The sequence below is a fragment of the Paenibacillus apii genome (assembly GCF_011043685.1).
Classification (GTDB): domain Bacteria; phylum Bacillota; class Bacilli; order Paenibacillales; family Paenibacillaceae; genus Paenibacillus_AQ; species Paenibacillus_AQ sabinae.
The window spans coordinates 456831-481365 of the sequence record NZ_JAAKGU010000001.1; the positions used below are offsets into that span (position 1 = coordinate 456831).

Genomic DNA, 24535 nt, shown 5'->3' on the forward strand with positions numbered 1-24535 from the left:
GCATCGTTTAGTTTCCGTTCGATATTCGTGATTAAAGCGCCGTAAACCGCGAGGCAACGTTCGAGCTCCGCGATTTCGGCGAGTTGGGCGCGTTCGAGGCGTAAGGTGATGCGGTCGGGACTGCGCGCGTTCATGCTGCGGTATCCACAGGAGTTAACGCGGCTAGGCGTTGGCGCGCGATACCCACGTATTCCTCAGACACCTCGAAACCGAGATACTGCCTCCCACTAATAATAGACATCTTTGCGGTCGTTCCAGATCCCATAAAAGGATCAAATACAACGTCTCCCCGGTTGCTCCATGAAATAATGTGGTCGTACGCTAATCGTTCCGGAAATATCGCAGGATGTTGGAAAGCGACACTATCTCTTGTACTTCCCCCACGGCCTACCGCGTACCTCCAGATGTTAAAACGCCTACGCTCGCTCTTTGTAATGATCGTATCCGTACGGGTTCGGCTAGCCTCTGTCGTTTGCTCCCGAGGCTTACTATAGCCTCTACGGGACTCCCCTGGTCTTGAGGTAGCCTCCATTATAGGATTGAATACCGTTGGACGACCTTTCGAGAAAACGAACATATACTCAAACTTTTGCTCGTACCGATTATGTGTAAGGGGAACGGGATTCTCCTTTTCATAAATCATCGTATCGTGAACGTTAAACCCTATTTCCTTGAAGAATAGGGCTTGTTTAAAAGATGTCAGCGTCTCGCTTCCGTTAACAGTCGCATCCCCCACAACCCAAACAATTACGCCGCCGGGTTTCGTAATTCGATAGAGTTCGCGTGCTACACTCTCGAAATCGAATGCGTATCCGTTATACTTTCGCAGATTATCGTACGGAGGTGATGTCACCGTAAGGTCCACGCTCCTATCCGCAATCTTACGCATCCCTACGAGGCAGTCCTCGTTATATATCCGGTTCAATTCGATTGTCATGCCGCAACCCCTCCGATTTCATCGATCATATTTTCGCGTAGTAGATACGCCAGGGCGACCGCACACGCATCCGCGTCATCGTAGCCGGTCCGCCATTTGTACCCGTCCGCCAGGCGTAGATACTTCCGCACGCTCTCCGCTACTTCTGGCTTCTCCGCCTTACCGCTGCCGGTTACGTATTTCTTAACGGACGGCGGGGACAGCGCAGGCTTCAAGTCCTCCGCCCGGTATCCGTAGGCCGACAACGCTCTGTCCGCCGCTGCCCATGCGCTGAATATCGTCTGAGTCGCGCGTTTGTTCCGGCCAGACGTAAAGTCTTCGCGGACTACGACATCGAACGGACGGTGTTCGCGGATGAATTGCGCGATAAACGTCTCGACTGTATAATTGCGCACAGCATCCATATCGGCTGACGAGGTGGCTACGGACGAACATCCGAGAAGGTACGGCGTGCGATTCCGTACCTCCAACGCTGCGATTCCGGGGCTTAACGATAGGTCGAGTCCGAGTATACGTATAGGCGGCGTTTTAGACTGCGTCTGTTTCTTCGTGATCGCTTCCGCCTCCTTCCGCCAGTTCCCGCAACCGGTCGAAATGCTCGCGGAAAAGTTTCTTCGCCGCTTCCATATCAGCATCATCCTCCGTATTCTCGTCAACGCGGTCGATTGTATCGTTCAGCAGAGCGATCTCCTCGTCCGTAAGTAAGTCCTTCGCGTCAATAACTCCGTCCAGCACCGCCGCGAGTCCGCCGAGTACGATAATTTCCTGCAGTAATTTTTCGTCCATATCACGCAGCCTCCTTCGCATCATTCTCCGCCCTTACCAACTCGATAAACGCCAGCGCCTCCGCAGGCCCGCGCTTCTTGTGGTCCGGTAGTGATGAGCGTTGGATTGCGGATACTTTACGTTGCAGCGCCGTCAATTCATCGTCTGTCAAAGACAGCGCGATTGTACGTTTGTAATCGTTGAACGTCCATTTGTCGAGATCGACCGTAGGCGCTTCGCCTTTATCCGCAGCGTCAACGATGCCGGCGAAGTGATCGAGGATTTCCGTACGCACCCCATCCGTAATATGCAGACCGAATGCTGCGATATCCGGCGTCTTAGCGAAATCCTCCGGCGTCATTTCCCACGACTTTTTTGACGCGTTAACGTAGAGGATTACGTAATAGTCGAGTGGCTCGGCCGGCGTACCGTACATAAGCGAGTAGCAGACGCATTGCTTAACGTGGTCCTCCTTCGGTCCGTTACGTGTGGAATAGCCCGACGTCATGGCTGCCGTAGTCTGCTTACTTTTTATCTCAAGGCCAACGCGCAGCACCTCTCCGTCAGTGGACACGTAGCGCAGGATTCCGTCGCAGGTTCCGTACAGCGCGAACCGTTTACTGTTATGCTCGATAATCGCGCCAACTTTCGCGAAGTCCTCGAATTGCGGTTCTCCGCGTAGATTACGTTCGAACGTAAATGCCGGGCGCTGACCGTATGCCTTCGCGTAATGGCGCTCCGCGAATAGAATATCGCGTTGAATCGTGTCGCCGATCGCTGTCCCAATGCGGACCCAACGGCCCTGATGCGGAGGGCGCTCCGTCGACTCCCGTTTGGCTCCGCGCATCTTTTCGTACAGAGCGCGAGGGTCGGCGTTAGCTGATGACGGAGAAAAGTACGGAATGCCTCGCGGCGGCCATACCTTGCGCGATTTGTCCGTCAGGATATCGCTGTACCACCGGTGAATCTGCGCATCGAGTGCGTCGTCGTACACTTCTGGCGCGGAATGCCATTCATTCAAGAACGTTGTAAAATCTTGCGCGATCTTATTTGCGATTGTCTGCGTAATTTAAACCGCCTCCTCGTACGTGTTTTCCAAAATCTCATTTAGCGTAGCGAACTCACCAAATAACTCAGCAGCTTTAGCGTTGTACGCTCTGGCAGCACTCTCTTTAGTAGCATGGAGCCCCAGATGGTAATGAACCCCTTTTGAAGTTAACTGGGCTGCCCATTTCCGCGCCTGTTTATGCCAGGTGACTCCTTTATACCCGGACGTGTTATGCGATCTTCCGTTATTATTCCTTGCGTTGTCTTCCCTTCTGCAAACGCGAAGATTATCTCTCCTGTTGTCTAGGCCGTCCCTATTTATGTGGTCGACAACTAACCCTTCAGGACATTCTGTAATTTGTCTGTGCATGTAAAGAGATGTCCATTTCCCGTCAACAGGAGCTGATCTGACCGCATATCCTTTGCGGTCATAGCACCATTTGTGTGAAGATAGCTTTCCGTAGTCCTCATCGTCCACGATTGCTGTCCTACCTTGCGTTAGAGGTATTTCCGTCCATATTTCCGTACCTCCTCGTTAATAATCCGTTCAACTAGCGCACCGTGCTCGGCGTAATCCACCCGGTATTCAGCGCAGAAATCCATCGCGGCCTCGTCCGGTTCAGGCGGTAAGTCTCCGTTGTCGATTCCGCGGGAGACGAACGTGCGGATGTTAGCGAGTAAATCGGCGTAGTCATCTTCGTCCTTGTGCGGCAGCCAACCGCATGCGCATCCGTGGTCGCCGTATTCGTCTTCAAGCGTACGGATTTGGCGGCCACATAGCGGACAGCGGTAAGTAGCGTACCCGCGCGCCGGTGTCGTGTGTAGGCGCTCCATTTACGCGGCCTCCTTCTGTAGGCGATACGGCAGCACGACGATATCAATCTCGTTCTCCTCATCACGGAGTACGATCGGGGACATTGCGCCGGTAATTCCGATAGTGACGCGCTGGCTGCCGGCGTCCTTGAATACGTTGAGCGCGTTGAGCAGATACTCGGCGTTAAACGAAACCTCGGCGTCCTGCCCGAAAGTGTCGGCGTTAACCCCTGCCGAAAATCTATACGGAAGGTCATCGTTGTTTGCGGACAGTCTTACGCTATCCCCTACGATAGTTAGCCGCGCTTTGTACAGCTTATCCCCGGATAGCTTCGTCGCTTCGAGCGCCACCTTCGTACGGGCAATCGCGTCCTTTAAGTCCGCGCGCTTAACCGTTTCGCTCAGCGTAATCTGCGTCGGAAGCTCCATCGGAATGATACGCGAAGTGTCCGGATACTGACCGTCAACGGGAGCGCCGGTTTTAGCGTGTGACGTAAATGCCTCCGCAAAGTTATGCGCGCCGCCGATCCGTAGCAACGTGTGCCTATCCGTTGCGACTACGGAGCCATCGGCGTTATAGTGGACGCCTTCGAGTACGGGAGTGCCTCCGCCTGGCTTAACCGTAAACTTCTTTGCGTGCTTCGTGATGAGTTCGAGTTTCTTCGCTTGACTAATCGACATAATATCCGCTCCTCTATTCGTAGGTTTCTCCGTACTTTCCGATAAACTCCAATAATGGCCGGTTATTCACGTAATCCCATTGGTCCGGAGAATACTCCATCATCCAGCGTTTTTGTATCGCAATATCCGTCACTAGCGGCAGGCTCAACGTTGTCGTCTGCGTCATTACGTCGTTAATCAGCGCAATCGTCTCCGGCGTTACTTGTTCGTCCGGAATACTTACGATGACCTCATCGTGTATCGACGCGTTAAACTCCCAGCCGCGTTCTCGGCAAATCTGCGCTATCCGGATACCGATACGCTTGAGGATATCCGCGCCAGTACCTTGAATGACCGCGTTAAACGATGCGCGCTCCCAATATCCGATAAGGCCGCGATTTTCGGACAACGCGTCAATCTCCGTCTGCAGCACCGCAAGTTTACGCTGGTCAGCTTCGGTCGGCTTCGCCTTATTGCGCAGCGCCTTCCGCTCCGTATACAGCCGGATTAAGCGCTGCTCGTTCTTGCCGGCGCTGGCCGCAACTCGTTTGTAATCCGGAAAGCGCCGTTTCCGTCCGAACAAAGTTTCAACGTAACCGTGCTGGCGCATAAACTCGCGAATGTCCGCCACCATCGTCTTAAATGACGGGAACGTGCGGTCAAAGTTATCGAAGAACATTTCCGCAACGTCCGCCGATACGTTCATTTTCTTCGCGAAGGAGGCCGGGGACTGATCGTACGATACCGCGAGCTGGCCGGTCTTCATCATCGCGCGAGGCTTGAATGTATGCGTCGGGTCATACGCTTTGTCGACGCAAAACTCTTCCGCCAGGCCGAACGTCATCATCGCCATTGTCGTATATAGGTCAACGCCATCAACGAAGATTTGGCGCATTGAGTTATCGCCGTAACGCGTATACATGATATGCGACATCACGCGCGGTTCAATTTGGCCGAGGTCAGCGCCGACAAACGTGCAGCCTTCGCGCGGCACGAAGCAGTTTCGGACGCGATTGCCGGCGCCTTTTGACGGGAGGTTTTGAAGATTCTGACCGCGTTTAACCTTACGTTCGTCGGCGATGAGCTTACGGACGATAGCGTGATAGTTGGCGTCAGTTATGGCGAGCATTAAACGTACGTCCTTACGTCGTAAGTCTCTTTCAAGTATCCGCAGATGTCGTAGTAGTCCGCCTCAGTAATTCCCCAACTATCCAAGAAATCAAGGAAGCTGTCCCGCGCCGCATGTTTCGTCAGTGCGTACATTAATGTGCTGAAAACCTCGTTGTTCACGTTCATTCCTCCGTTTCAAATTCCGCTAATATGTCGATAGGTCGACCGCTGTAGCCGCTTGAACTGTACCGTCCGGTCGACGTCCCGCCAGATTTAAACTCCGAATGCACGCGGCCGTCTATTTCGATAATCGAGTCCTTACCAGCGCTGCCCAACATCGGTTGAATATACGTTGTCAGCAGCTTCTCGTACGCCGCAACGGTGGCCAGCGGACGGAGCGCGTCTTCCTCTTCGTAGTAAACGTCGAGTATCTCCGCCGCCGTACTCCGCGTTTTCCCGCGCTTAAACTGCCCGGTCCTGTCGCGTATTCCTAGGTGATCGTAGATTAAGTACGCGAGATGATTTCCATTTGTAATCGTAAACTCCTCGACGAATGCCGGCGCGTGCTCCACGTCAGGCGGCGCCAATTCCTCCGCTTCCAGTTCCGCTAATCTAGAGACCGCGTTCGTATACTTTTTGAGCGTTGTCTTGCCGGCCGCTTCGCATTCCGCGATAATCGTGCGCTGCTTCTCCTGCGCGGTACGATTCCGCTCGATTCGCGCCTGCTGCTTCGTACACCACTCCGTAATCTTGCTGGCGTTAAGTGTGCGGCCCATCTTGCGTACAAACTCTGCGTCGATGTTATACGCAGTAACCACGTCGGCCCGCGCCTTCTCAAGCAACGGCTCGAACTCCGCCTCTAATTCCGCCAGGCCGTCGAGGTCAACGCAGAAGCCGGACCGCGCCAGGAATACGTCCGTCTCCGGCAGCTTCGAGTCGATGAGCGCGTAGCATTCGAGTAGCTTACCGGGGCCTTCCGCCGAGGCTGCGCGCTGCATCTGTTCGAACTGCCATTCCGTCAGCTTCCACCCGTACAGAACGTCCTTTATCGCATAGATACCGACGAGTTCGACGCTGAACGGAGCCGGCGAGCGGTTTCCGAACATGTCCTCAAAGGTAAAGACGGGTCCGTCGATTCCGAAGCGACGGCCATACTTCGCGGTTAGTGGCTTCAAACCGAAAGCCTCTTCGTGTTCGTTAAGCATTCGCATTGCGTCCAAACTGTCCCATACGCATCCGTGAATCTCGTAGCCGTCTTTAATCGCGACGTGTAAGTCATAACGCGCCGACCCCATATGAAACGATTTGCCATGCGCCGGCTGCGAAAGGTACGGAGAAATGGCCGCTAGCACTTTCGACCGCGTTAACTGCTTGTCGCCCGTTTTAAACGCGCTCATATCGTCCAGGAACTCGAAGCCGTCCGCGCCGCGCATATCAACGTGACCGTACGGAAGGTAATAGCCCTCGTTAAGTAACGGAAGCCACACGGAATAACCGATAGAGACGTCAATATACGTATCAACGCCCGTTCCCTCGAAGTCATTCGCGGTTAGCGATTTAACGCCGAGCACCGCCCACCTGTCTGGCCACTCGCGTATCTGTCTGCGGCATTCCTCGCGCACTCTTTCGATGAACGCTGGCAAATCCCCGTCATCCGTAACGATATGGAAGTTCGCCGGCTTCGTCCGTAATGTCTCCGCAATCCTCTCCGCCCGTTCCTGCCGCTCGCGCTCCGAAAGTATCCGTTCGCCTGCGCTTATTACGTCTGCCTTCGTTATTTGTCCGCCACCTGAACGAAGCGGAGGTACGGACGGGGAATTGCCTGTTTCCCCCGTCGCGTATACATCCTTCGCAATTTCCACGAGTTGGCGCTCGCGGTCCGTTAGTGACATTCGGCTGACGCGTTCGATCGCTTCGGCGTCCGTTTCTTCCGCTGCCTTCTTACGACGGCCCGCGTCCTTAACGCGTTCGGCCACGTCTTCCGGCGCTTCGGCCGCGGATGAAGGGCGGAGATTGAGCGTTAGTTTAACGTCAACCATCTAGCGCCCTCCTTTACGCCGCCTCCGTTTTGTCGAAGCGCTGTTCGACCGGTACGATGAGTTTGACGCTATCATACCGCTCGGTGCAGACGCCGTAATCTACCGTTTTCACCTTGACGCCATCGGATACGACTTCGATTACGGGGACAACCGCACTATAGCCGGCGGTTACGTATTGAACGATATCGCCTGTCTTATATTCGTTTACCTTCCGGCCGATCTTCGCCCATTTCTCCGTCTCGACGCGTTCCTTCTCGATAGCCGACGCTTCCTCTGCGGTCAACTTTTCGAGCTCCTCCGGTTTGGCGTAACCATACCGCTGTCCTCCTCCGGTAATTTGAACCTTACCGTTATCGTACGGTGATTTAGGCGCATTAACCGTGTAGACACCGCCAGTAGCGTAGTCGCACAGTCCGGACGTTTCCCCTCCGCTAATCAACCGGACCTTATCGCCTTTAGCGAAAGCATCGCGCGGGTCCTTCGGCTTCTTCTGCGCCAGGAACTCCGTTTCGGTTGCGGGCTCGCATTCGGACACGCGGATGTAGTTTCCGATCGATCCGTCCGCCTTCTCCGCACGAAACTCGTCGTTACCATCCGTGTCTTTCGCGGTAATCTGCGCAATTTTAACGACGCTTCCGATTTCGTAGTTATGGTGTACGGAGTTGCCCGTTACCTTAACGTAGTCGCCGGCGGAATATGGCGTAGGTTCTTCCGGTTTATCGGTCGGAACAAGTACGACGTAATCAGCGGTCGCCAGGTACGGACCGGACTTTCCGGAACCTTTACGTTGAGGACCGTACGATCCAGCCAGCCACTCACCGACAATCTCCGTTACCTCTCCGATTTTGTACCCGTGCTTATTACCTATCATCGTATTTGCGACGACAAGGACGATTTCGCCGACGTTGGCAACGCGAGACTCCTTGCGGTAAGTTACACCGCTGTGAACGTAGGCATCGTCCGGTTCGAGTACGACGTATTCCGATCTCAAAACGTAATACTCATCATCGCCAGCGCAATTAACATAAACGTCGCCGTCCGAGTCGGCGCGATTAACTACGAACTCCGCCCCGTTTTTGTAATTCCGCTCAAAAGGGTCCTTGTCTACGATCTTAATCCGCTCGCCTACGCTGGCCTTCCGGCTAACTTCGCGGTACTGTTGCGCAGCTTCGGCTACTTTCTCGTAAACGTCGAACGTCTTCCCGCAGGTATCGTAATCATCGCCGTCGTCATCCGTAATCTGCGCGTCATCTACGCTATCAATCTCCGTTACGACGTACGGTCGGCCCAGCGTGAGGTAACTCGGCAATTGGGCACCGTCCGTGAACACGATAACGTCACCGACGCTGGCAATGCGGGCGACTTTGCGGTAGGCAGCGCCTTCGAACGTGATTGTATCGGACTCGGCGCTTACTGGCGCGTAGACTTCGTGTTCCCAGCCATTCAGCAGACGCGGGTCGTGGTCGTCGTCCATGAAGTGTGTCGCAGACCCATCCGCAAGATTATAAAAAGCGCCAGTTTCTACGTCTATGTCGGCTTCAAGCATTTTGACGATATCGCCCGCCTGCGCCTTGCGGTCAACCTTCCGATATTCCACACCGTTAACCAGTACGTTTACAGCCGGGTAAGTTACGTTCAATTTCGCCATTAATTCGCGTCTCCTTTAGTGGGGCTGTTCCGCAGAACCTCCGCCCCGGTTTACGTTATGATTGCGGTAGACTTCCGTTAAGCTGCGGCCGGCAAATCGGTAGATAGCGCGATGGCCTCCGTATAGATATCGCGATTCAGCGCTAACGGCAACTCGATCCAACGCTCCGACGCGCGGGCTTCTGCGCACCAATATTCGCCCAAAAGCCGGTTCTCGAACATGAACACGCGCGGTACTTCGCCCTCGACCGCCCATACTCCAACGATATAGTCAGCGTCGGCCAGGTCGTAAGTGGTCCCGTTACCTTTACGCGCATACACAACGAGGTCGCCGCCGCGATCCATGCGTTGACGAACGGTTTTAACTTGAATCTTAGCGTAATCGCCGCTGACCGGATCTCGCGCGAGGATGTCGTACGCTTCGTCCGTTTCCGATTGGTGAACGGTCCATCCGTTAGCGAGCAGCGCAAGCCGCGCCGCCAGCTCCGAATACTTACCGACGACTTCACTTAGATGTGCGATTGCCATCGTCCTCCTCTCCGTAATCTTCCGTGTGTTGTTGCGCCAGGAATCCGACAACAGGCGTTCCGTCTGCGTTGCGTCCCGGTACGCTCTCCGCATCAACTCCGACCTGTACACGGACGTCTAGCGCATAATCTTCCGCTGTCAAATCGCGCACGGTGTTAATAAACGCAGCGACATCGTGAGCGGCCGGACCGAGTTCCGCAGACTTCCGAAGGTTGATCCCTACGGTAAGCTGCGATTTAACGTCGACAATCTCGCCCTCTTCCGTTGTTACGTGAATATCATCGCTCAAATGCGTCGCCTCCTTCGTATGGTTATTGCGCGACCTCCGTCCGTTAGAACGGAAGGTCTTCGTCGGAGATATCGATAGGCTTGCCCGCGTCATACGTTTCGTCCGGCGTTGAGGGCTGCGAAGTCTGCGTACCATTTCCGGGCAATACTGACTTATCGACGTGTTCCGGATCGGCTTCACGCAGCAATTCGATGATGTCGTCTTCTTCGCGGAAGTTAGCGAGCTCGGCATACGGGAAGTCAAATCCGATAAACTGCGCTGCTTCTGGCGGAACCTCTGCGTCACCACTGCCGAGAGAATACGACTTGCCGTCGGATGTCTTCGTAACGCTGATAACGTCGCCAACCACCGTATAATCCTTGCTAAACTTCTTCGCTGCCTTTTCGAGTTTGTCGTAATCTCCGATGATATTCATTGCGTGGAACTCTTTGATATCGAGCACTCTCCACGTTTTGTATTCGATGTCGAATACGGGGATCATGAAATACAATTTCCGCTTGGCCTTCGCTTTGCACGAGATGCACGAACCGCCATTAGGCTTAGAGAACGCTTTGAGTTCTGCGCCGAGTCCGCGCGGGGAGTGCAGGCAAGTGTGTTTCTTAACATAGGTTGCCCGCGTTGCAAAGTCGCCGTCTTCGTGGCAGAAATAAAAGTACCAGTTGTCGGGATCTGCGAGGATTACGAACTGTCGGCCATCTTTCAGCTCGGAGCCGAGGCGCACATACCGCGTTACGCCTTCCGGAAGCCCTTCGTTAAGTCCGTTTCCTTTCGGAGTGTTGCGGTCTTCCTCACGTTGTTTCAGTTGGTCGCGAATGCTCATTCGTTCACGTTCCTTTACGTATAATGTACGGATAGGCTCCGCCAAGCCTCGGACTATTTCCCGTGTCCGCAGCGCGGTACTCGCTTGGAATACCGCACGGCCGGCGCAGGAACTAAACGTAGGTCTATCTCCGAAGTCGCTAGACGTAGGCAACAACGCTTTTCATAATGGCCGTCTTCTCGCGCTGAGTATCGAGCAACTCACGATCCAGCCGCGCTAACTCCGTGTCAATCAGTCCGATGCGGGCGGTCATTTCCGCTACCACACGTTCGGATTCCGATTTCGCCCGGCGGAGATCAAGCTGCGCACGTTCAACGGACAATTCCGCTTTCCTAACGGCTATCCGCTTCGTCTCGCGCTTTTCCTTGCGCTCCGCTGCGCTGACCGCCCGTTGAATAATGCGCTCGATCGGATTGCGGATCGTCTCGGACGCCAAGTGCTGCGGATACAGCGTAAGGACCGTTTGTTCCGTTAGCGCTACGATAAACGCTGTCCTCCGATACGCAAACATGCGGGCAGGCTTGCCGTCTTCGTCCACGACGTGTTCGGAGATTAACGCAGCCTTCCGTAGCATATCCATTACGTACATGGGAGCGCGGCTCCGGTCGATGCCGAAATGTTCGACGGCGCGATCGAGTGCGTGCGGTGTTACGAAAATCTTACCGATAAAGTGCGTTCCGGCTTGCGGATCGATTGCGATACTCATGCGATAACACGTCCTTTCAAAACGGTGCGGATATCGATGTAGTCGGCGGGGTCTTCGTAATCCTCGCGGCCGCCATTATATAGAAGAAACGCGTTATTCGTAAATTTTTCGTGATGTTTTGAAACCCGACGGACGGGCTTGCGTATATTCATAATGTCTACCTCCTAAAGTGGGCGTGACTAAATAAGCGTTGACAACCGCAAATTTTTTGCGTAAGATTGAAAACGTAGAAGTTTTAAAAGGAATTATTTGGGTAAACTATACATAAGAATTATTATCAACTATGTGTTATAATCAAGTTGGAACGGACTTCGTGCCTGATAGCCCGTTCCGCGATAAACAGGTCAGATTGCGTACGCCAACGCTTTTTGACACTCGGTTCTAAATCTTCCGATGGCCTTACGGTGCGTCTCCTCTTTACCTCCGAGCCTCTGCGCCAACAGAGATGCGGTTGTTGAGTCGTTAAAGTAAGGTTCCGTCCAAGATTTAAGAATCGCCAATTTCCTCGGGTCACCGGACGCCAATCCGGTGATTCTTTCGTTTAATAGGACGTTATCATCTACGAGCGCCAACTCGTCTACGATATCGTATTCGTTATCGTCGATTTCCCGGTTGATCGAGATTACGACAGCTCCTCGCGTTCTAGCGATGTTTCTCTTCTGCCATCTCCGCGTTCGCTCGCGTATCTTAGCCAAAGCGTGCGCCTCGAAGTTGCCGCGCTTCGGATCGTAAGTTTTTACCGCCTCTTCAATCCGCTTAAAGCAATCTTCCTCGTAATCCTGCTGACTACGCAGCATGTTTCGGTACTTGTCCGACAGGTTCGTGACATAACCGTGAAAGTGCGCCAACACATCCCACAAGGCCTTGTCTGAACCGTACTTTGCGTCTAGCGCCATTTTGTTTAGTTGTTCCTTATTCAGATTCGCCAACCTCTTTCCTAATTGTTTGCCTTACACTTACATACGGACAGCAGTTTTTAATATTGGGACATTGTGCTAAAATATTTTTGAGGTTATTTTTTTTATGGAGGTAATCAATGTACGTTGTCGGCGAATGCCGACTTCGGACGTTACTAAAAGAGCGCAGGATGTCGCAAGCCGAATTAGCTAGGCGGACTGGAATTGACCGCAAGCAGATCGGCAAATGGATAAACAACCGAGACGAGGTCGGCGTTATGGGCCTCGACAAGCTGCGCACAATAGCGGAGGCTCTGGAACTTGCTTCTCCGTATGAACTATACGAATGGAGCGAGACTTTGCCGGTAACACCGAAGTCGGTAGCGAGCGAGTAAATTCGTTCGCACCGGCCAGAATGTCGCCAAATTTGACGACATCTAGCGTACATTTAAACGCACGCCAACCGCATAAACTCGCTCTGCAGCTTCGCACGCTTCTCTAGTTGCCGCAATCCCCGCCGCATTTAAGTCCTTCGCTCCGTCCGGAACTCGTACGATTTTGAGTCGTACGTACCCGCTCATCTTCCGTTCGATCTCCCACCGCAGCTTTTCGCCAGCCGCGTCGTTATCGCCCGCAATCAGTAGCTCCTCGATCGGACTCCGCCGCAACAATTCCGCTTTAGCGTCCGTAAACTCGCTGCCACCGACCGCTAGGCCGAACGTACCCGCACTGGCCGCAGTCATTGCGCAAATCTCGGCCTCTCCGATCACAGCCCGCTTTATATTTCTTCGGTAGGCGACGTCAATTCCGTAAATCATATTCTTGACTGGCGCTCCGCCCTTCGCATACCAAAACGCCTTTCCCCACGTTGCCCGCCACTTCGCGTTAAGAATGTCGCCGCGCGGCCCCGCCCACGGCATCACAACCGCATTTTTCTGCGCATCAAATCCGCACCGGTAAAGGCGCTGAATGACCGGCGCTATACCTCGTCTAGTTAAGTACGGAACCTCTTGCGCTATGTACGGGGTAATGTCGATGGGCTTTCGCTGGGACGGCGGACCCTTAGCGCGAATCCTAATCCGTAGTTCCGGCCGTGTGTCAGCGCCGGGGACTTCGTATAAAATTTCACGGGCTTCCTCGTACGTTATATTTCTCAGGAACGCATATAGGCGTATAGGCCCTCCGCTCTGCCATTCCGGGTCGACTGCGCCCTTGTCCGACCAGCAGCCGTAAAACTGCGACGAGCGATCTACGTTAACAAAAAAAGAAGGCGCATTATCACTACGCAAGCCGAACGGAGAACTTGCGATCAGTTTCGTTGCATGCGGGATGACATTGCGCCAGGGGTATCGTCCTATTTCGGCATCTAAAGCGTCGGCGTTGATTTCGCGTAACATCGGATAACCTCCCTCCTATTGAACTTTTCCATTTATTACTGTATTATTTGCTTGTAGGTAGTCAGTACGCGTTTTGAATACTGACTACGAATACATAATATTCCTCATTACGCCAACTGTCAAGAGGTGGAATAAATGCCTTATAGTCAAATCGTCGCAGAGAATATCAAGCGGGCGCGTGAGGCTCGTGGCCTAGAAGCGCAAGAACTTGCGCGGAAGCTCGGAATATCGAAGCAAGCGATCAGCGGCTATGACTCAGGCCGCCGCAAATGGCCAATTGACCTAATACCGCAAGTTGCCGACATCCTCGGCGTAAGCATCGAATACATATACGGGCGGGAAAGAGACGAGTAGATCCGTTAAAACCCGCTCACATCCGCAAATTGCGCAGCCTGTCCCGCCGTGTCGATCTCCTGTACGATGCCGTAATTCGGCAGAAACACGACTTCGGCACGAAAGTCCTCGCCGCCCGATCGTCCCTTGCGCAACATAATAACCCCGCGCCCTTCGCGCGCATTCGTATCGATTCCGATAGTGTTCGCAGCATCGTGAAGTAGTTGTTTAGCCTTTGATAGCTCCTTACGGCGCGGGGGCATCAATTCACGGACGGCCTCATCATCGTCGCTCTCTTTATCCGTCTCATCTGCCTGCGTTATGGCATGTAACACCACTTCGGCCCTGCCGGTCATTATCCGTAGTTTCTTTGATGTGGCCGCTAGGTCACCTCCGGTTGTCTTCGACGTATTTGCTTCGAAGTCCATGTAATATACAGGATCGACGACAACCACGTCCGCTTCCGTTTCAAGTATCTGAGCCTCCAACTCGTTCACAGTCTTCGTAGTAAAGTCTGGGTCATTGATCGCCTTCACAATTATTTTCCCGCTTATCATGCCGTTAAGCTGTCGCAAAAAATCCCGGAAGCTAGTCTCAGTTTCTCCGTCGAGCTTCCCCGTCAGCAGCGATCGATTTTCGAACCCTGCTGCGTAATCCGCTCCGTTAAAGTTGGCGTTAAACGTGCCGAGCCGGGCGCTTGCCGACGAGCAGAAACGAGCCACCCACTCATACCACGACATTTCCAACGCCCATATTAACACAGTCGCCCCGTTGAACGCGGACTCAATTGCTTCCTCCATTACGAATATCGACTTTCCTCGTCCGGAGCGTCCGTACCATACGTACATGTTCGATGACATGTATCCCCCGCCGATCTCCGTATTAATGGATGGAAACTTTGACGGCCAGATTCGGAACGACTCTCCGGCCTTTCGTCGGTCAAACTCTGCTTCGAAGCGTTCCCTTTGTTCGGTAATGCTTACCAAACTACGAACGCCCGTTCGTGTTTCCATTTTAATCCGTTCGAGCTTTTTCGTCAAGTCGCCCGCAAACTCTTCCGCACTCTTGCCGTCAAATTCGTCCTGCAGTCCCGCATCTCCGAGAACTTCCGCTATCGCCCGCTTACCGGCCGCGTTCTTGATCTCTCGCGCAAGGTATTCGAACGAATCCGTCACGCTCGGTATATATGCGCAAACGTCGTCCGGGAACTCCGTTACGAACGTTGCGAGTGAAGGCGCTGCGCCGGCGTTCTCTGCTGCGTACTTGACTACGAAGTCGTGGGCGAGCCGCTCTCCGTCCGTTGCATAGTCTGTACGCTTGATTCCGAGCCGCGTAATTGCTTGGACGTCGCCGGTGTCGATAATCTTCGATAGTAATTGCTGTCCGTGCGCTGCCATACGTTACACCTCCTATTGTACTCCTGCGCCAATGACCGACCAAACCGTAAATTAGGCCATATTTCCGGTCCTAGTTTCGACACGTTTGGGATTATATATAAATATTTGGACGGCATTAGGAAATAATTAATACGATTAACTGATCTGTTTATCTTAGCTCTTGGCGGTTTTTGTCGAACTATAGTCCTAATTAACTGGAAACTCCCGTTATCTTAACGTAGCTCCTTATTACTCGTTATTTAGGCACTTTTGCGTATGCCGCGCTTACTTTCGCCAACAAACGTAATCTCTACGCACATATCCCGAACACGGTCCGCAAGCCTTGCGTCAAATACCGCTGCCAAATCGCCGATCGCAACGTTACTCGTGTAAACGGTCGGCAATGCGTTCGCTACCCGATGATTAACGATGCTGTGCAAGTCCGCGCGAAATGCCTCGGACGCGGTCCGTACTCCGATATCGTCCAGTACAACGAACGGTGTCCGCTTCGCTTTCTCCTCCATTGCGTAGTATTCGGCGGCGTGACGTTCGGCTGTTTCCTGCGGTACTCCCGGCCGCGTAAATCCGAGGAATAGCGTTTGCCATGCGTTCACATCGAGAAAGTACGCGGGACGTTCCAACGGTTGCCTGTTCCGTTGGATCGAACCAATATATTGGCGGATAATGTATTCGTTAAGGATCGCAGCCGCTGTCGTAGTCTTACCGGTGCCGGGCTCCGCGCTATACAGATACAGCGATTTAATGCGCTCCTCTTCCGCGTCACCGAATTGCCGCGCGAAAGTCTTGACGTACGTCTCTACCACGGAATACGCGCGGTACTCGCGGTCCTTGCCCTTCGCCATTACTTCGCGCGCCGGCGAGTTCTGCAGCGTAATCTTGCGGTAATCCGCCGGTACGCCCGCCGCGCCGATCCGTCCTCCGGTGCCATTGTGCCCCATCACTGCAATGTATGACGGACATATCGCAACACATCTCGGAGTCTCATATAAGGAGCATTGCTCTTTCAGGATACAGTTAAGCTGCGTCATTTCTGGCTGCACCTCCACTCATCCACTCATAAAACTGCTCTTTCGTATTTCTTAAACGGCCGTATGCTTTATGAAAAGCCCGATGACACTGAGTGCATAATGTCACCCCGTTTGTCACGTCAGTTCTTCTATCTAAGCACCACTCGTATCCGTCTAGGTGGTGTGCACACATACCTCCGGATTTACTACCGCATCTAACACACATATAAGCATCCCGCTCGCGCACCGATCTGCGCCAAATCCGATATTCAGTAAAGGCCCGTTTCTTAAGGCGCTCTTCAGTAGACATCTTTTGGTTAAATGTCGGACTTTTAACACCGGATGTCCTGTCGGGTAAGCACCCCTTACACAAACATCCCTGCCTAATGTTACTTAAAGAACTCCATGCAGTTCTCCCGCAAGTACAGACGTACTGTAACGGAACATCGACACCGTCGTACTGAGTAGATAAAAGCTTAAGTCCGCGACCTTCAAGTTCCTCTTTCACACTGGAGTAACTCAAGGTCTTTTTACTCGCGGATATTTCATGTCCACACCTACGGCAGTTTGGGTACCTTCGAAATTTTGAAAAACTCCGCAACCCTTCACGCCCGCATGAACACGTAAACCGCATTGGCGTTCTACAGTTCCTATACTCGGTTTCTAGTAGAATGCAGCCGTGCTCATAAAAGAACTGATTTACCTCGCTAAACGTCTTCTTAATGCCCGGTGTCTTTTCCACAGAACCTAACACCTCCTCCGCTTTACTGGCCCGCTCGTATGCTTGCTAATTTTTATGCCTTAGGCAGCTTCTCTTCTTTCGGTCAGCTCCGCAAACCACTCGCGATCACCGACGTCAAGCGCAATGTCGATTAGCGCCGTCAGGTCTTCCGCTGCGACAAAGTCCGGATTGAACGGCCGCACATTCGCGTGAGTTGGGCGGAACGTCTCGCCGGCGTATTCGGGCGGGTGCGTAACTTGGACGAATGTGACGTACGTTCCTAATTTCGTAACGAATCCTACGTACAGCTTTCCGCTCACATCAGCCGTTACCCAATCGCCAATTTCTACGTCTTCCATACCGCATTCCTCCCGTTATAAGAAGTCCGCAATCTCATCCGCCGTCATCCCGCCGTTAACTACCGCCTGCTCCGCCCGTTCCTGACGTTGCCTGTTCGCCAAGACTTGCGGCATGATTCGCGGAAGCATGTACGCGATTAGGAATCCCGCTGTTAACTGCGGATACTCACGCGTCGGCCGATATTCCACGAAGGCACGTTCGATTGTCTCGCGCAAGGGCTGCGCTCCGTATTCGGATAGCGCCCGTTTAACTGCGCCTTGCTCAAATCCCCATCCGCGTAACGGAACGTATTTCTCAACCGCAAATTTCTCCGCGTTGAGTTCGATGACCATCGCGTGTACGGTCGCCGTGTTCCAGTGTTCGAGAGGCAGGTTCCGCCAATCGCGGCGTTGTTCGGCGGTGATTCGCGGTTTAGGCTGCGCCTTGTCTGACGCTTTCTTGCGTGGTGCCATCAGCGCTCACCTCCTCCACCGCCCATTTAGCGAAATTGTATTCGCAAGTCACTCCGCGCCTGTTCGTCCCTAATCGCGTATAGTGTACGTCGAATAGATAACCTCGACCGTCCACGCCAATAATTACGATTTTGTCTACACGGCGTACGGTTCCGCGAGCGCTGCGGTACACGCGGCCTACGCAAATATCCGCACGATCAAACACGCGCGATCACCTCCCGCAACGCGTCATCGATAATCAGCGCGGCTGGAATATACGCTTCGCGGTCAACGTAGTATTTTGCGCGTTCTAGTGCGGCGCGTAGACGTTCGACATCCGCATCGGCCGCATCCGCACGGCTACGTAATTGAGCGCTTGAAGTACGCTCAGCCTCGTACATACGCAAGTACATAGACGCGCTATCCTGCAGGTCACGCAGCACCTCGTCTCTAATACCGCCTACCATCGGCCCACCGCCTTCTTTGCGCAGTAAACAACGTAGTCTGTTCCGCTAGATAGCCGCGTCTGCGCAATATCACCGCGTTCGAGCGCTTCGACCAGCGCCAGAAGCCAACGCTCCGCATTAATCGCCCGCTCAATGGCGTGAGGCCATCCGGTGCGCGCTTCGGCGATGAACACTGCGTCCTCCGGAGAAGGCGCATCCCCGCACACCTGGTCATACGCATTTGGCGCGGCTCCGAAATCCATTACGATGCTTCCGTCGTCTGCGTAAAACGCTCCGCAGTGTTCATCGTTCGCTACGTTTAAATACCACCCACCGCTAGTCGCCGCGCTGCAGATCGCTAAGTCTGCGTGTAAATCACGTTTCGTTTCCGTTGTCATTCCGTTTGACACCTCCGAGTATAAATTGATAGGTGCGAAATGGTAAAACGCCAAATTCGACGGTTTTACAGAACTGATGTGCTTATTTTGCTGGAAATTTTGATTAAGATATGTTAGGACAGAATAAACTATTTGAGATGTTTGATACCATTTGTTAAGATTGGATAAAGTAAATTCGGACAAATTTCCAGCTACCAATTTCCTACTGTCTCCCGTTTTCACCCGAATACTACGCCGCACGCACGTTTTCAACTTTTTTGCAGATCGTTAAACAGCGCAACTGCATCCCGCCAGCTCAACGTCTGATACTGCGGATTGTCGAACAGCCATACGTTAAACTCGCGGATTTCTTCGTTTGTCATCTGCGTCACGCTCCTTCCAGCGCAAGAGCCGCGCCAATAACCATTACTCCGATAGATACGAGCGTCCCAACGTCAGCGCCAGCGATTACGCATACAATTGTCGCGATCATTCCCGCACACAGCAACGCTTTTCCTGCGAGATACAGTATGAATCCGCGTCCTAAGTCGAACATCGCGTTTCACCTCCGTTATAATATCGATAACCTTCCGCCCGACCCGTATCCGCTCATAGCGTCACATCCCCGCTCCGACAATCGTTGCGGCTGATAGCACGAAAATGAGCGTAAGCACCGCCATCCCTACGACAGACCAGCGTACAGCACGTTTTGACATCCGGTAACTTTCCTCGCTAACTATCATTCCAAGCACAATTGCGCCAATTACCGAAGTAAGTGCGGCCGCCCATATGATAACCGACGCGAATAAGAACCAGTTCATCACGAAATCCCTCCCGTTATCCATGCAATAGGTACGATAATCAATATCGACGGAGCTCCCGCAACCCACAACGCAAATTCCGGCATCGTCATCGGCATGAGGCACCACGCAATCAGCGCGGACACGACGCCGACTAGTAGATAAATGCGCAGGAACCATGCGCCAATACGTTCAATTCGCGTCAGCCACGAGCGGTCTTGCGTCGGTCTAATCGGTTTCATTAACGTCCTCCTCTACGTAGCCGCTATACTCCGCATTGAATCGCGCTAACCACTGTTCCGGAGTCTCTCCGCTATCCCAAGCCGCTTTATCTGCGTCAAGGGCCGCAGCCACTTCCGGAATCTCGCGTGCTTCTGCAATCAACTTCGCGTGCTCATCTCCGAGTGCCATTAGCGTCCTCCCTTTGCGTCTGCGCCGCTTTTGGCGCTATAATGTTCGATGATGTCCGCTACACTTTCGAATTTCACTTACGCGACCTCCTTCATAAATAACGATAGCAAAAACCGTGTTGCATTTGTGTGCATTAATGCGGCGTGAGCACGTTAAAGCGTCAAAGTGTACCGTCCCATTCCGCGAAACGTTTGGCGGCCGCTTTCCGTCGTGCCTCATCTTCTGCCTTCTTGCGCTCGCGATCGGAGTATTCCGTCAACGTTTGCGTAGCCATACGTACGTAATCCGGTTCCATGTGGTCGTAGTCAACTATGCTGCGGAATACTTTCGTAAACATACGCTGAAACTTACGTCTCTTTACCGGAATGTGTAACGATACCTGCGCGATCCGTCCGTGGAAGTAGTCGTCAATCTCCTCAATCTCCACGCGAAACTCCGTCCCGTCCGGCGCTGTTACGGGGAATTTACGCAGACTCATTCGCAGACACCTCCGTTAATTTAGCGATGAGTGCGGCGAGGCATATCGCTTCCGGAAACGTCGGTTTCTGTATTATTGCGCGGATGCTCCCGTCGATTCCGTTTATACGTACCGCGTAGGAGACTGTTCCGCCCGGTATGCGCGCAACCTCTACGTATTCGTGTTGGTCAAACACCGCCCACGCTGCGTGAGTGTCCGTGCTCGGCTGGAAACAATCGCGAGCATCCACGGTTAGAGAATAATCAGTCTCGAACGCTGCGAGCCGTCCCTCTGCGTCCTGCCATCCGACAAATCCTCCGCCGCCGCCGCCTGGCCGCATAACTCTGCGCCATCCCATAACCGCCTGAGCCACCCACGCGTCACGTTCCCGCGCAGTCATCCCCGCCCACTTTGCGATAATCTCTTCGCGTTTCAAATATACCGCCTCCATTTCGTTATTTTTCAGCGCAAATCAGCGCTGGTTCGCGCTACCCTTCCGCTAATACTCCGCCCAGCTTATCGACGCTAATTGCACGTTGTTTCAACGCTGTTTCGACGCGTATTTCCGGCCAAGTGTCTACCGCCGATTCCAACGCGCTTGTTATACGAAGCGTCTCCGCTTGAAGCAGCGCTATGAACTCCGCGATTGACGTTGCGTCCGCGCCTACCGCGCTCTTAAACCGTACGTAATCGAGAGCCCCGCGCAAGCCTTCCGTACTGACCGGATAATAGGCAGCGTCTACCCAACGTTCGGACAATGCAGGAGCCGGCGCACCCTCTACCGCTTTGTAGCTGGGCGCTTTCGTTGGGTCAACGGTGCGGCGTTCCTTTACGATAAAGTTGCGGGCAGCGTCGTCAGAAACGATGGCGTAGTTTGGCGTGATTTGTGCGTTAAGCGGCATTAGGCAGCGCCTCCTTCCGTTTGTTCCGGGACGTTAACGCCGGGGATTACGATGCCGAGTACGTCGAGAACCCGCTTTACCGCCAAGGCTGCCATAAGGTACTGCGTCGGTTCTCCGTTATATGCCCTCCGCTCCTGATCGGCGGATGCGGATAATTTTCGGTAAATCTCCGCTACGGTTTCCTCTGGCGTACGCTCACGCTCGTACCCGTCGAGCAGAGCGCGCATAAGAGTGTCGAACGGGAGTTTGCGGATAGACTTGGCTAGAGAGTCGCTATACCTCGAATCTGTGTACACACGCGCAATGTCCTCGTTAGAATAAGCGCAGGTAGTCGCGAACTCTGACCGCATTACCTCGATTGCCTGCGCAACCTCACGCGGGATTACTACCGGTTTAATTTCGTTTGCCATTTCGATTCCTCCTCGTTTTAATTTACGCTGGAATTCTTTCGTAACGTTCGTACTCCGCCCGTACGCGTTTAACGGTCTGACTCACGGCCTGCGACGTTATGCCGATCGCTTTGGCCGCCTCAGTCTGCGTATAGCCTTCCGTCAGCAACCGGACAATGCGGCGCGGTTTCGGTCGCAATCGCGCCAGGAACGCGTCGGCAAAAACGCCGCTGTAATCGTCCGTGTTGCCGCGCTTATCATCGGCAGGCATGTCGCCGCAGTTGCGGACAGTAGCGCAGTACAGCGCCTTTTCCGCGAGCCGTACGCTAATGCCGAGTTCTTGCGCTACCGTTTCGGGGGCTTCACCTTCGAGGCCGGCGCGGGCCAGGCGGTTGACGATCGGAGTAATCTCTTTCGGAATGCGGACGGGTCCGGTTCCCCTGCGGAAATAGTTCCGCATGTACCCGTTTATCGTCTCTGTGGCGTAGGTGGCGAACTCGTATGTGGGATCGCTATATCCGTCGTAAGCGCGAATGAGTCCGACGTAGCCTTCCGAGATAATATCGTCGAGCGGCGTGTTCGTTGCGTAACAGGCTCCGCGAAAGCGTTGGGCGGCCTTATGTGCGAGACCGAGATTAGCGGTTATAAATTCGGAGCGCGGTCCAAGTAGCGGGTTGTCTGGATAAACGTTCATGATGGCGTTGATACCTCCGTTAGTAAAAGTGTAAATAAGTGCAAATGAATTGGCGCGGAACAATTGGTAATTACGGCGCTGGCGAGTTGTCATCGAAAAGTTTTTAAACTTAACGTTGACAAAACGCGGTAAATGTGTTATAAAAAGATATCTTTAAGAACTTAAGATCTAAAGATTAAGATCTTAACTCAGTTATTCACTACGTTCATAACTTCGTTACGGACCGGATAAAGACCAATCCGTCCCGAATATCAAAGATTAGCGCGCTAAAGGGTTATATAACAAGGATATGTGCGTCCAATCTTTAAACCTAAAGATAAAACCGTACCCGATGCGCCTCCGCCCCGACCTATTTCCGCAGCCCCACCTGTACCCTGCCGTCCGCCTCCGTGATTTCGCCGTGAATTACCGTTGAATTACGCGTTCTGATAGCGAGGGGGTACGTTTATGCCTCCCGTGTATTTAGAGCGCTAATTTCACGGTGATTTTACGGCGATACGTAAGGGAGCGGATTTTGGCGTGTTGGTGGCGGGAGGCTACGGAATTGGAAACGTAAGTGAACTCCGATATCGTTCGTCAGTATACACAAAGTGCAAACCGGTAACTAGCGTTGTTACGCGTTAGTGTCTACGCGGCCACTTCATCAGGACCGGCTACCGTTATCTTTACGATTTCAACGCGTTTACCTCGCGCTCGCTTTTCGCTCATATATCTACGCCTCCCTTCCGTTGTCCTTACACTTACATACGGACAGTGATTTCGCGGATTGGGACATACCGTCAAAAAAAAAAATAAGCGCAACCTCCGAAGAGATTACGCTTATTGATTACCGCCTCGTTTTCCGCTCTCTCGCCAACTTTCCGACAACATCGTTAATTGGCGAATACTGATCGTGCTGGTCCTTAACGGACTTCCTGCGCGAAAGGTGGGTATAGCGCATGATCATCCGCATATCGGCATGTCCGAGTATTTCCGCTAGATACCGCTCGCTTCCGCCGTTTTCCAGAAACAAGGTAGCGCTAGTATGGCGGAACAAATGCGGATAAATGTTAACGGTCAGCCCCGACCTCTCTGCGTGCTCCTTTAGCCGATTCCGAAATTGATCGTCCGTAAGCGCTCCGCCGTAATTTGTAAGGAAGATCGCGTCCGTCTCAAAATCAGCGTTCTCATCGATCAAGTCGCGCAGTAATCGGAGCGTCCGCTTTTGCAACGGTACGTACCGCGCCTTTCTTGACTTCGCTACCGTCTCCTTCACTGTCACCATTCCGGTATGCAAATCGACGTCCCCGGTCCGTAACGTCAGCACCTCATTTATACGGAAGAATCCGTCAATCAATACGTTCATCGCGACGTAGTCCCGAAATCCGGCGTACGTTCGCTGGTCTGGCGCTTTGAGTAGGCGCTGCAGTTCGTCGACCGTCAGTATCTCCGTTTCCTTTTCCGGTTCCTTCATCTTACGCACCTTTGCGCACGGGTCGTTAGAAATCTGACCGTCATCCTCCAGGAACTTAAACATCGTCCGTAACGATTTCATCCGCGTATTGACCGTAACCGGCGACAGCCCGACCGTCATGTTACGCTCATGCTTGTGCGCGTGTCCCTCCCACTTACGCCGACCTTGTGCCATCCACGCCATATAAGAGCGCAGCACGTCCGGTGTCACAGCGGTTAGCGACCGCTCAAGTCCGCAGTCGTCCAGGTAAGCGCAGAAGGCGGCGAAGTTCTCCCGGTACATTTCGAGCGTACGCCGCGACCGCCCCTCCGCCACCTTTGCGTTATAGAAAACGTCAAATAGGTGCGCGAGTGGCTTCGCGCTGTCCTGCGCTGCCCGATCGTTTTTAACGCGCTTGCCTACGCGTCCATCCAAATAAAAACGCCTCCTCAACGGTTATTTACCGCTGACAAAGGCGCGAACAATTGCGTATGTAATGACCGCACAACTGCGGACGTCCAACGAGACATCCACCGCAATGTGACGGGAATATTGACGAGATTATAGCGTGAAATTACTGCGGGACACCCCAAGGGTGCGCGCTACCAGACTGCGCCATACCCCGATGGTATGTACGTCTTCTGCAGATCGAATCGCATTAGCGACAAATATTATTATACGACTTACCGATCCCCTCTTGCAAGCAAAATCTGAGGTTAACACA

At 53.2% G+C, this 24535-nt stretch carries 38 protein-coding genes; 2 read left to right on the forward strand and 36 right to left on the reverse strand.

The features are described from left to right. Positions 1-130 precede the first annotated feature (130 nt). The 17 genes from G5B47_RS02295 to G5B47_RS02375 all read right to left on the reverse strand — a co-directional run bounded on the left by G5B47_RS02295 (position 131) and on the right by G5B47_RS02375 (position 12257). The gene (locus tag G5B47_RS02295; RefSeq protein ID WP_165093855.1) at positions 131-937 is read right to left on the reverse strand and encodes a DNA-methyltransferase; all 807 of its coding nucleotides are present in this window, start codon (positions 935-937) and stop codon (positions 131-133) included. Then, on the reverse strand, positions 934-1575 hold the full coding sequence (locus G5B47_RS02300; RefSeq protein WP_328804424.1) for a crossover junction endodeoxyribonuclease RuvC: 642 nt from the start codon (positions 1573-1575) through the stop codon (positions 934-936). Before G5B47_RS02300 ends, G5B47_RS02295 begins: the two co-directional genes overlap by 4 nt. Further along, positions 1466-1723 carry a hypothetical protein gene (locus G5B47_RS02305; RefSeq protein WP_165093859.1) on the reverse strand — a complete coding sequence of 86 codons (258 nt, stop codon included), beginning with the start codon at positions 1721-1723 and terminating at the stop codon, positions 1466-1468. The genes G5B47_RS02300 and G5B47_RS02305 overlap by 110 nt, the downstream gene beginning before the upstream one ends. 1 nt (position 1724) lies before the next feature. After that, complete coding sequence (locus G5B47_RS02310; protein ID WP_206107176.1) at positions 1725-2723, reverse strand: hypothetical protein; 999 nt, start codon at positions 2721-2723, stop codon at positions 1725-1727. A 48-nt stretch (positions 2724-2771) separates the two neighbouring features. After that, complete coding sequence (locus G5B47_RS02315; protein WP_165093861.1) at positions 2772-3227, reverse strand: HNH endonuclease; 456 nt, start codon at positions 3225-3227, stop codon at positions 2772-2774. A gap of 20 nt (positions 3228-3247) precedes the next feature. Further along, positions 3248-3583, reverse strand: a complete 336-nt coding sequence (locus G5B47_RS02320) for a hypothetical protein (RefSeq protein ID WP_165093864.1) — start codon at positions 3581-3583, stop codon at positions 3248-3250. Next, positions 3584-4243 (reverse strand): beta clamp domain-containing protein, encoded by a 660-nt coding sequence (locus tag G5B47_RS02325; RefSeq protein ID WP_165093867.1) that lies wholly within the window; start codon positions 4241-4243, stop codon positions 3584-3586. A 13-nt stretch (positions 4244-4256) separates the two neighbouring features. Then, positions 4257-5351: a DNA polymerase gene (locus G5B47_RS02330; RefSeq protein WP_165093870.1), complete on the reverse strand. Its 1095-nt coding sequence runs from the start codon at positions 5349-5351 to the stop codon at positions 4257-4259. Then, positions 5351-5512 carry a hypothetical protein gene (locus G5B47_RS02335; protein ID WP_165093873.1) on the reverse strand — a complete coding sequence of 54 codons (162 nt, stop codon included), beginning with the start codon at positions 5510-5512 and terminating at the stop codon, positions 5351-5353. The genes G5B47_RS02330 and G5B47_RS02335 overlap by 1 nt, the downstream gene beginning before the upstream one ends. 2 nt (positions 5513-5514) lie before the next feature. Beyond that, positions 5515-7371, reverse strand: a complete 1857-nt coding sequence (locus tag G5B47_RS02340; protein ID WP_206107177.1) for a DNA polymerase I — start codon at positions 7369-7371, stop codon at positions 5515-5517. Between the two features lie 13 nt (positions 7372-7384). Further along, positions 7385-9019 carry a hypothetical protein gene (locus G5B47_RS02345; RefSeq protein ID WP_165093876.1) on the reverse strand — a complete coding sequence of 545 codons (1635 nt, stop codon included), beginning with the start codon at positions 9017-9019 and terminating at the stop codon, positions 7385-7387. A gap of 77 nt (positions 9020-9096) precedes the next feature. Next, on the reverse strand, positions 9097-9546 hold the full coding sequence (locus G5B47_RS02350) for a hypothetical protein (protein WP_206107178.1): 450 nt from the start codon (positions 9544-9546) through the stop codon (positions 9097-9099). Further along, a complete protein-coding gene (locus tag G5B47_RS02355) occupies positions 9524-9835 on the reverse strand; it encodes a hypothetical protein (RefSeq protein WP_165093879.1) in 312 nt (103 codons plus the stop codon). The genes G5B47_RS02350 and G5B47_RS02355 overlap by 23 nt, the downstream gene beginning before the upstream one ends. 43 nt (positions 9836-9878) lie before the next feature. Continuing rightward, positions 9879-10700: a single-stranded DNA-binding protein gene (locus G5B47_RS02360; RefSeq protein WP_235957064.1), complete on the reverse strand. Its 822-nt coding sequence runs from the start codon at positions 10698-10700 to the stop codon at positions 9879-9881. A gap of 94 nt (positions 10701-10794) precedes the next feature. Further along, entirely contained in the window at positions 10795-11361 is a 567-nt protein-coding gene (locus G5B47_RS02365) for a hypothetical protein (RefSeq protein WP_165093882.1), read from the reverse strand. Next, the gene (locus G5B47_RS02370; protein ID WP_165093884.1) at positions 11358-11513 is read right to left on the reverse strand and encodes a hypothetical protein; all 156 of its coding nucleotides are present in this window, start codon (positions 11511-11513) and stop codon (positions 11358-11360) included. The genes G5B47_RS02365 and G5B47_RS02370 overlap by 4 nt, the downstream gene beginning before the upstream one ends. A gap of 192 nt (positions 11514-11705) precedes the next feature. Continuing rightward, the gene (locus G5B47_RS02375) at positions 11706-12257 is read right to left on the reverse strand and encodes a hypothetical protein (RefSeq protein ID WP_165093887.1); all 552 of its coding nucleotides are present in this window, start codon (positions 12255-12257) and stop codon (positions 11706-11708) included. A 140-nt stretch (positions 12258-12397) separates the two neighbouring features. Here G5B47_RS02375 and G5B47_RS02380 point away from each other — a divergent pair, with 140 nt between their 5' ends. Next, positions 12398-12652 carry a helix-turn-helix domain-containing protein gene (locus tag G5B47_RS02380; protein ID WP_165093890.1) on the forward strand — a complete coding sequence of 85 codons (255 nt, stop codon included), beginning with the start codon at positions 12398-12400 and terminating at the stop codon, positions 12650-12652. Between the two features lie 42 nt (positions 12653-12694). On the opposite strand, the gene G5B47_RS02385 is transcribed toward G5B47_RS02380, so the two are convergent. Next, positions 12695-13654 (reverse strand): toprim domain-containing protein, encoded by a 960-nt coding sequence (locus G5B47_RS02385; RefSeq protein WP_165093893.1) that lies wholly within the window; start codon positions 13652-13654, stop codon positions 12695-12697. A 135-nt stretch (positions 13655-13789) separates the two neighbouring features. Here G5B47_RS02385 and G5B47_RS02390 point away from each other — a divergent pair, with 135 nt between their 5' ends. Then, complete coding sequence (locus G5B47_RS02390) at positions 13790-14008, forward strand: helix-turn-helix domain-containing protein (RefSeq protein WP_165093895.1); 219 nt, start codon at positions 13790-13792, stop codon at positions 14006-14008. A gap of 5 nt (positions 14009-14013) precedes the next feature. Here G5B47_RS02390 and G5B47_RS02395 read toward each other — a convergent pair whose 3' ends face one another. The 18 genes from G5B47_RS02395 to G5B47_RS02475 all read right to left on the reverse strand — a co-directional run bounded on the left by G5B47_RS02395 (position 14014) and on the right by G5B47_RS02475 (position 24246). Further along, entirely contained in the window at positions 14014-15384 is a 1371-nt protein-coding gene (locus G5B47_RS02395) for an AAA family ATPase (RefSeq protein ID WP_165093898.1), read from the reverse strand. Positions 15385-15623: 239 nt separating this feature from the next. After that, on the reverse strand, positions 15624-16412 hold the full coding sequence (locus tag G5B47_RS02400; RefSeq protein WP_165093901.1) for a P-loop NTPase family protein: 789 nt from the start codon (positions 16410-16412) through the stop codon (positions 15624-15626). After that, complete coding sequence (locus G5B47_RS26125; RefSeq protein WP_407945211.1) at positions 16399-17025, reverse strand: HNH endonuclease; 627 nt, start codon at positions 17023-17025, stop codon at positions 16399-16401. The genes G5B47_RS02400 and G5B47_RS26125 overlap by 14 nt, the downstream gene beginning before the upstream one ends. 167 nt (positions 17026-17192) lie before the next feature. Then, entirely contained in the window at positions 17193-17471 is a 279-nt protein-coding gene (locus G5B47_RS02405) for an IDEAL domain-containing protein (RefSeq protein WP_165093904.1), read from the reverse strand. Between the two features lie 15 nt (positions 17472-17486). Beyond that, entirely contained in the window at positions 17487-17924 is a 438-nt protein-coding gene (locus G5B47_RS02410) for a hypothetical protein (RefSeq protein ID WP_235957065.1), read from the reverse strand. After that, positions 17884-18129 carry a hypothetical protein gene (locus G5B47_RS02415; RefSeq protein WP_165093907.1) on the reverse strand — a complete coding sequence of 82 codons (246 nt, stop codon included), beginning with the start codon at positions 18127-18129 and terminating at the stop codon, positions 17884-17886. The genes G5B47_RS02410 and G5B47_RS02415 overlap by 41 nt, the downstream gene beginning before the upstream one ends. Beyond that, positions 18122-18370, reverse strand: a complete 249-nt coding sequence (locus tag G5B47_RS02420) for a hypothetical protein (RefSeq protein WP_165093910.1) — start codon at positions 18368-18370, stop codon at positions 18122-18124. Before G5B47_RS02420 ends, G5B47_RS02415 begins: the two co-directional genes overlap by 8 nt. Further along, the gene (locus G5B47_RS02425) at positions 18364-18747 is read right to left on the reverse strand and encodes a hypothetical protein (protein WP_165093913.1); all 384 of its coding nucleotides are present in this window, start codon (positions 18745-18747) and stop codon (positions 18364-18366) included. Before G5B47_RS02425 ends, G5B47_RS02420 begins: the two co-directional genes overlap by 7 nt. A gap of 367 nt (positions 18748-19114) precedes the next feature. Then, on the reverse strand, positions 19115-19282 hold the full coding sequence (locus tag G5B47_RS02430; RefSeq protein WP_165093915.1) for a hypothetical protein: 168 nt from the start codon (positions 19280-19282) through the stop codon (positions 19115-19117). A 61-nt stretch (positions 19283-19343) separates the two neighbouring features. Further along, positions 19344-19547 carry a hypothetical protein gene (locus tag G5B47_RS02435; protein WP_165093918.1) on the reverse strand — a complete coding sequence of 68 codons (204 nt, stop codon included), beginning with the start codon at positions 19545-19547 and terminating at the stop codon, positions 19344-19346. After that, complete coding sequence (locus tag G5B47_RS02440; RefSeq protein ID WP_165093920.1) at positions 19547-19768, reverse strand: hypothetical protein; 222 nt, start codon at positions 19766-19768, stop codon at positions 19547-19549. Before G5B47_RS02440 ends, G5B47_RS02435 begins: the two co-directional genes overlap by 1 nt. Next, positions 19755-19937: a hypothetical protein gene (locus G5B47_RS02445; protein ID WP_165093923.1), complete on the reverse strand. Its 183-nt coding sequence runs from the start codon at positions 19935-19937 to the stop codon at positions 19755-19757. The genes G5B47_RS02440 and G5B47_RS02445 overlap by 14 nt, the downstream gene beginning before the upstream one ends. A 160-nt stretch (positions 19938-20097) precedes the next feature. Beyond that, positions 20098-20415 carry a hypothetical protein gene (locus tag G5B47_RS02450; protein WP_165093925.1) on the reverse strand — a complete coding sequence of 106 codons (318 nt, stop codon included), beginning with the start codon at positions 20413-20415 and terminating at the stop codon, positions 20098-20100. Beyond that, a complete protein-coding gene (locus G5B47_RS02455; protein ID WP_165093928.1) occupies positions 20402-20830 on the reverse strand; it encodes a BC1872 family protein in 429 nt (142 codons plus the stop codon). Before G5B47_RS02455 ends, G5B47_RS02450 begins: the two co-directional genes overlap by 14 nt. 52 nt (positions 20831-20882) lie before the next feature. Continuing rightward, positions 20883-21296 (reverse strand): hypothetical protein, encoded by a 414-nt coding sequence (locus G5B47_RS02460; RefSeq protein WP_165093930.1) that lies wholly within the window; start codon positions 21294-21296, stop codon positions 20883-20885. Continuing rightward, positions 21296-21706 (reverse strand): DUF1642 domain-containing protein, encoded by a 411-nt coding sequence (locus G5B47_RS02465; RefSeq protein WP_165093932.1) that lies wholly within the window; start codon positions 21704-21706, stop codon positions 21296-21298. Before G5B47_RS02465 ends, G5B47_RS02460 begins: the two co-directional genes overlap by 1 nt. Before the next feature lie 22 nt (positions 21707-21728). After that, the gene (locus G5B47_RS02470) at positions 21729-22379 is read right to left on the reverse strand and encodes a sigma-70 family RNA polymerase sigma factor (RefSeq protein WP_165093935.1); all 651 of its coding nucleotides are present in this window, start codon (positions 22377-22379) and stop codon (positions 21729-21731) included. Between the two features lie 826 nt (positions 22380-23205). Then, positions 23206-24246: a tyrosine-type recombinase/integrase gene (locus tag G5B47_RS02475; RefSeq protein ID WP_165093937.1), complete on the reverse strand. Its 1041-nt coding sequence runs from the start codon at positions 24244-24246 to the stop codon at positions 23206-23208. Positions 24247-24535 lie beyond the last annotated feature (289 nt).

Excerpts from the sequence above, each read along its gene's own strand:
- G5B47_RS02295 (WP_165093855.1), bottom strand. The coding sequence starts at position 937 with ATGACAATCGAATTGAACCGGATATATAACGAGGACTGCCTCGTAGGG.
- G5B47_RS02300 (WP_328804424.1), bottom strand. The coding sequence starts at position 1,575 with ATGATGCTGATATGGAAGCGGCGAAGAAACTTTTCCGCGAGCATTTCG.
- G5B47_RS02305 (WP_165093859.1), bottom strand. The coding sequence starts at position 1,723 with ATGGACGAAAAATTACTGCAGGAAATTATCGTACTCGGCGGACTCGCG.
- G5B47_RS02320 (WP_165093864.1), bottom strand. The coding sequence starts at position 3,583 with ATGGAGCGCCTACACACGACACCGGCGCGCGGGTACGCTACTTACCGC.
- G5B47_RS02325 (WP_165093867.1), bottom strand. The coding sequence starts at position 4,243 with ATGTCGATTAGTCAAGCGAAGAAACTCGAACTCATCACGAAGCACGCA.
- G5B47_RS02330 (WP_165093870.1), bottom strand. The coding sequence starts at position 5,351 with ATGCTCGCCATAACTGACGCCAACTATCACGCTATCGTCCGTAAGCTC.
- G5B47_RS02340 (WP_206107177.1), bottom strand. The coding sequence starts at position 7,371 with ATGGTTGACGTTAAACTAACGCTCAATCTCCGCCCTTCATCCGCGGCC.
- G5B47_RS02345 (WP_165093876.1), bottom strand. The coding sequence starts at position 9,019 with ATGGCGAAATTGAACGTAACTTACCCGGCTGTAAACGTACTGGTTAAC.
- G5B47_RS02350 (WP_206107178.1), bottom strand. The coding sequence starts at position 9,546 with ATGGCAATCGCACATCTAAGTGAAGTCGTCGGTAAGTATTCGGAGCTG.
- G5B47_RS02365 (WP_165093882.1), bottom strand. The coding sequence starts at position 11,361 with ATGAGTATCGCAATCGATCCGCAAGCCGGAACGCACTTTATCGGTAAG.
- G5B47_RS02370 (WP_165093884.1), bottom strand. The coding sequence starts at position 11,513 with ATGAATATACGCAAGCCCGTCCGTCGGGTTTCAAAACATCACGAAAAA.
- G5B47_RS02375 (WP_165093887.1), bottom strand. The coding sequence starts at position 12,257 with ATGGCGCTAGACGCAAAGTACGGTTCAGACAAGGCCTTGTGGGATGTG.
- G5B47_RS02380 (WP_165093890.1), top strand. The coding sequence starts at position 12,398 with ATGTACGTTGTCGGCGAATGCCGACTTCGGACGTTACTAAAAGAGCGC.
- G5B47_RS02385 (WP_165093893.1), bottom strand. The coding sequence starts at position 13,654 with ATGTTACGCGAAATCAACGCCGACGCTTTAGATGCCGAAATAGGACGA.
- G5B47_RS02390 (WP_165093895.1), top strand. The coding sequence starts at position 13,790 with ATGCCTTATAGTCAAATCGTCGCAGAGAATATCAAGCGGGCGCGTGAG.
- G5B47_RS02395 (WP_165093898.1), bottom strand. The coding sequence starts at position 15,384 with ATGGCAGCGCACGGACAGCAATTACTATCGAAGATTATCGACACCGGC.
- G5B47_RS02400 (WP_165093901.1), bottom strand. The coding sequence starts at position 16,412 with ATGACGCAGCTTAACTGTATCCTGAAAGAGCAATGCTCCTTATATGAG.
- G5B47_RS26125 (WP_407945211.1), bottom strand. The coding sequence starts at position 17,025 with ATGCGGTTTACGTGTTCATGCGGGCGTGAAGGGTTGCGGAGTTTTTCA.
- G5B47_RS02405 (WP_165093904.1), bottom strand. The coding sequence starts at position 17,471 with ATGGAAGACGTAGAAATTGGCGATTGGGTAACGGCTGATGTGAGCGGA.
- G5B47_RS02410 (WP_235957065.1), bottom strand. The coding sequence starts at position 17,924 with ATGGCACCACGCAAGAAAGCGTCAGACAAGGCGCAGCCTAAACCGCGA.
- G5B47_RS02420 (WP_165093910.1), bottom strand. The coding sequence starts at position 18,370 with ATGGTAGGCGGTATTAGAGACGAGGTGCTGCGTGACCTGCAGGATAGC.
- G5B47_RS02425 (WP_165093913.1), bottom strand. The coding sequence starts at position 18,747 with ATGACAACGGAAACGAAACGTGATTTACACGCAGACTTAGCGATCTGC.
- G5B47_RS02430 (WP_165093915.1), bottom strand. The coding sequence starts at position 19,282 with ATGTTCGACTTAGGACGCGGATTCATACTGTATCTCGCAGGAAAAGCG.
- G5B47_RS02435 (WP_165093918.1), bottom strand. The coding sequence starts at position 19,547 with ATGAACTGGTTCTTATTCGCGTCGGTTATCATATGGGCGGCCGCACTT.
- G5B47_RS02440 (WP_165093920.1), bottom strand. The coding sequence starts at position 19,768 with ATGAAACCGATTAGACCGACGCAAGACCGCTCGTGGCTGACGCGAATT.
- G5B47_RS02445 (WP_165093923.1), bottom strand. The coding sequence starts at position 19,937 with ATGGCACTCGGAGATGAGCACGCGAAGTTGATTGCAGAAGCACGCGAG.
- G5B47_RS02450 (WP_165093925.1), bottom strand. The coding sequence starts at position 20,415 with ATGAGTCTGCGTAAATTCCCCGTAACAGCGCCGGACGGGACGGAGTTT.
- G5B47_RS02460 (WP_165093930.1), bottom strand. The coding sequence starts at position 21,296 with ATGCCGCTTAACGCACAAATCACGCCAAACTACGCCATCGTTTCTGAC.
- G5B47_RS02465 (WP_165093932.1), bottom strand. The coding sequence starts at position 21,706 with ATGGCAAACGAAATTAAACCGGTAGTAATCCCGCGTGAGGTTGCGCAG.
- G5B47_RS02470 (WP_165093935.1), bottom strand. The coding sequence starts at position 22,379 with ATGAACGTTTATCCAGACAACCCGCTACTTGGACCGCGCTCCGAATTT.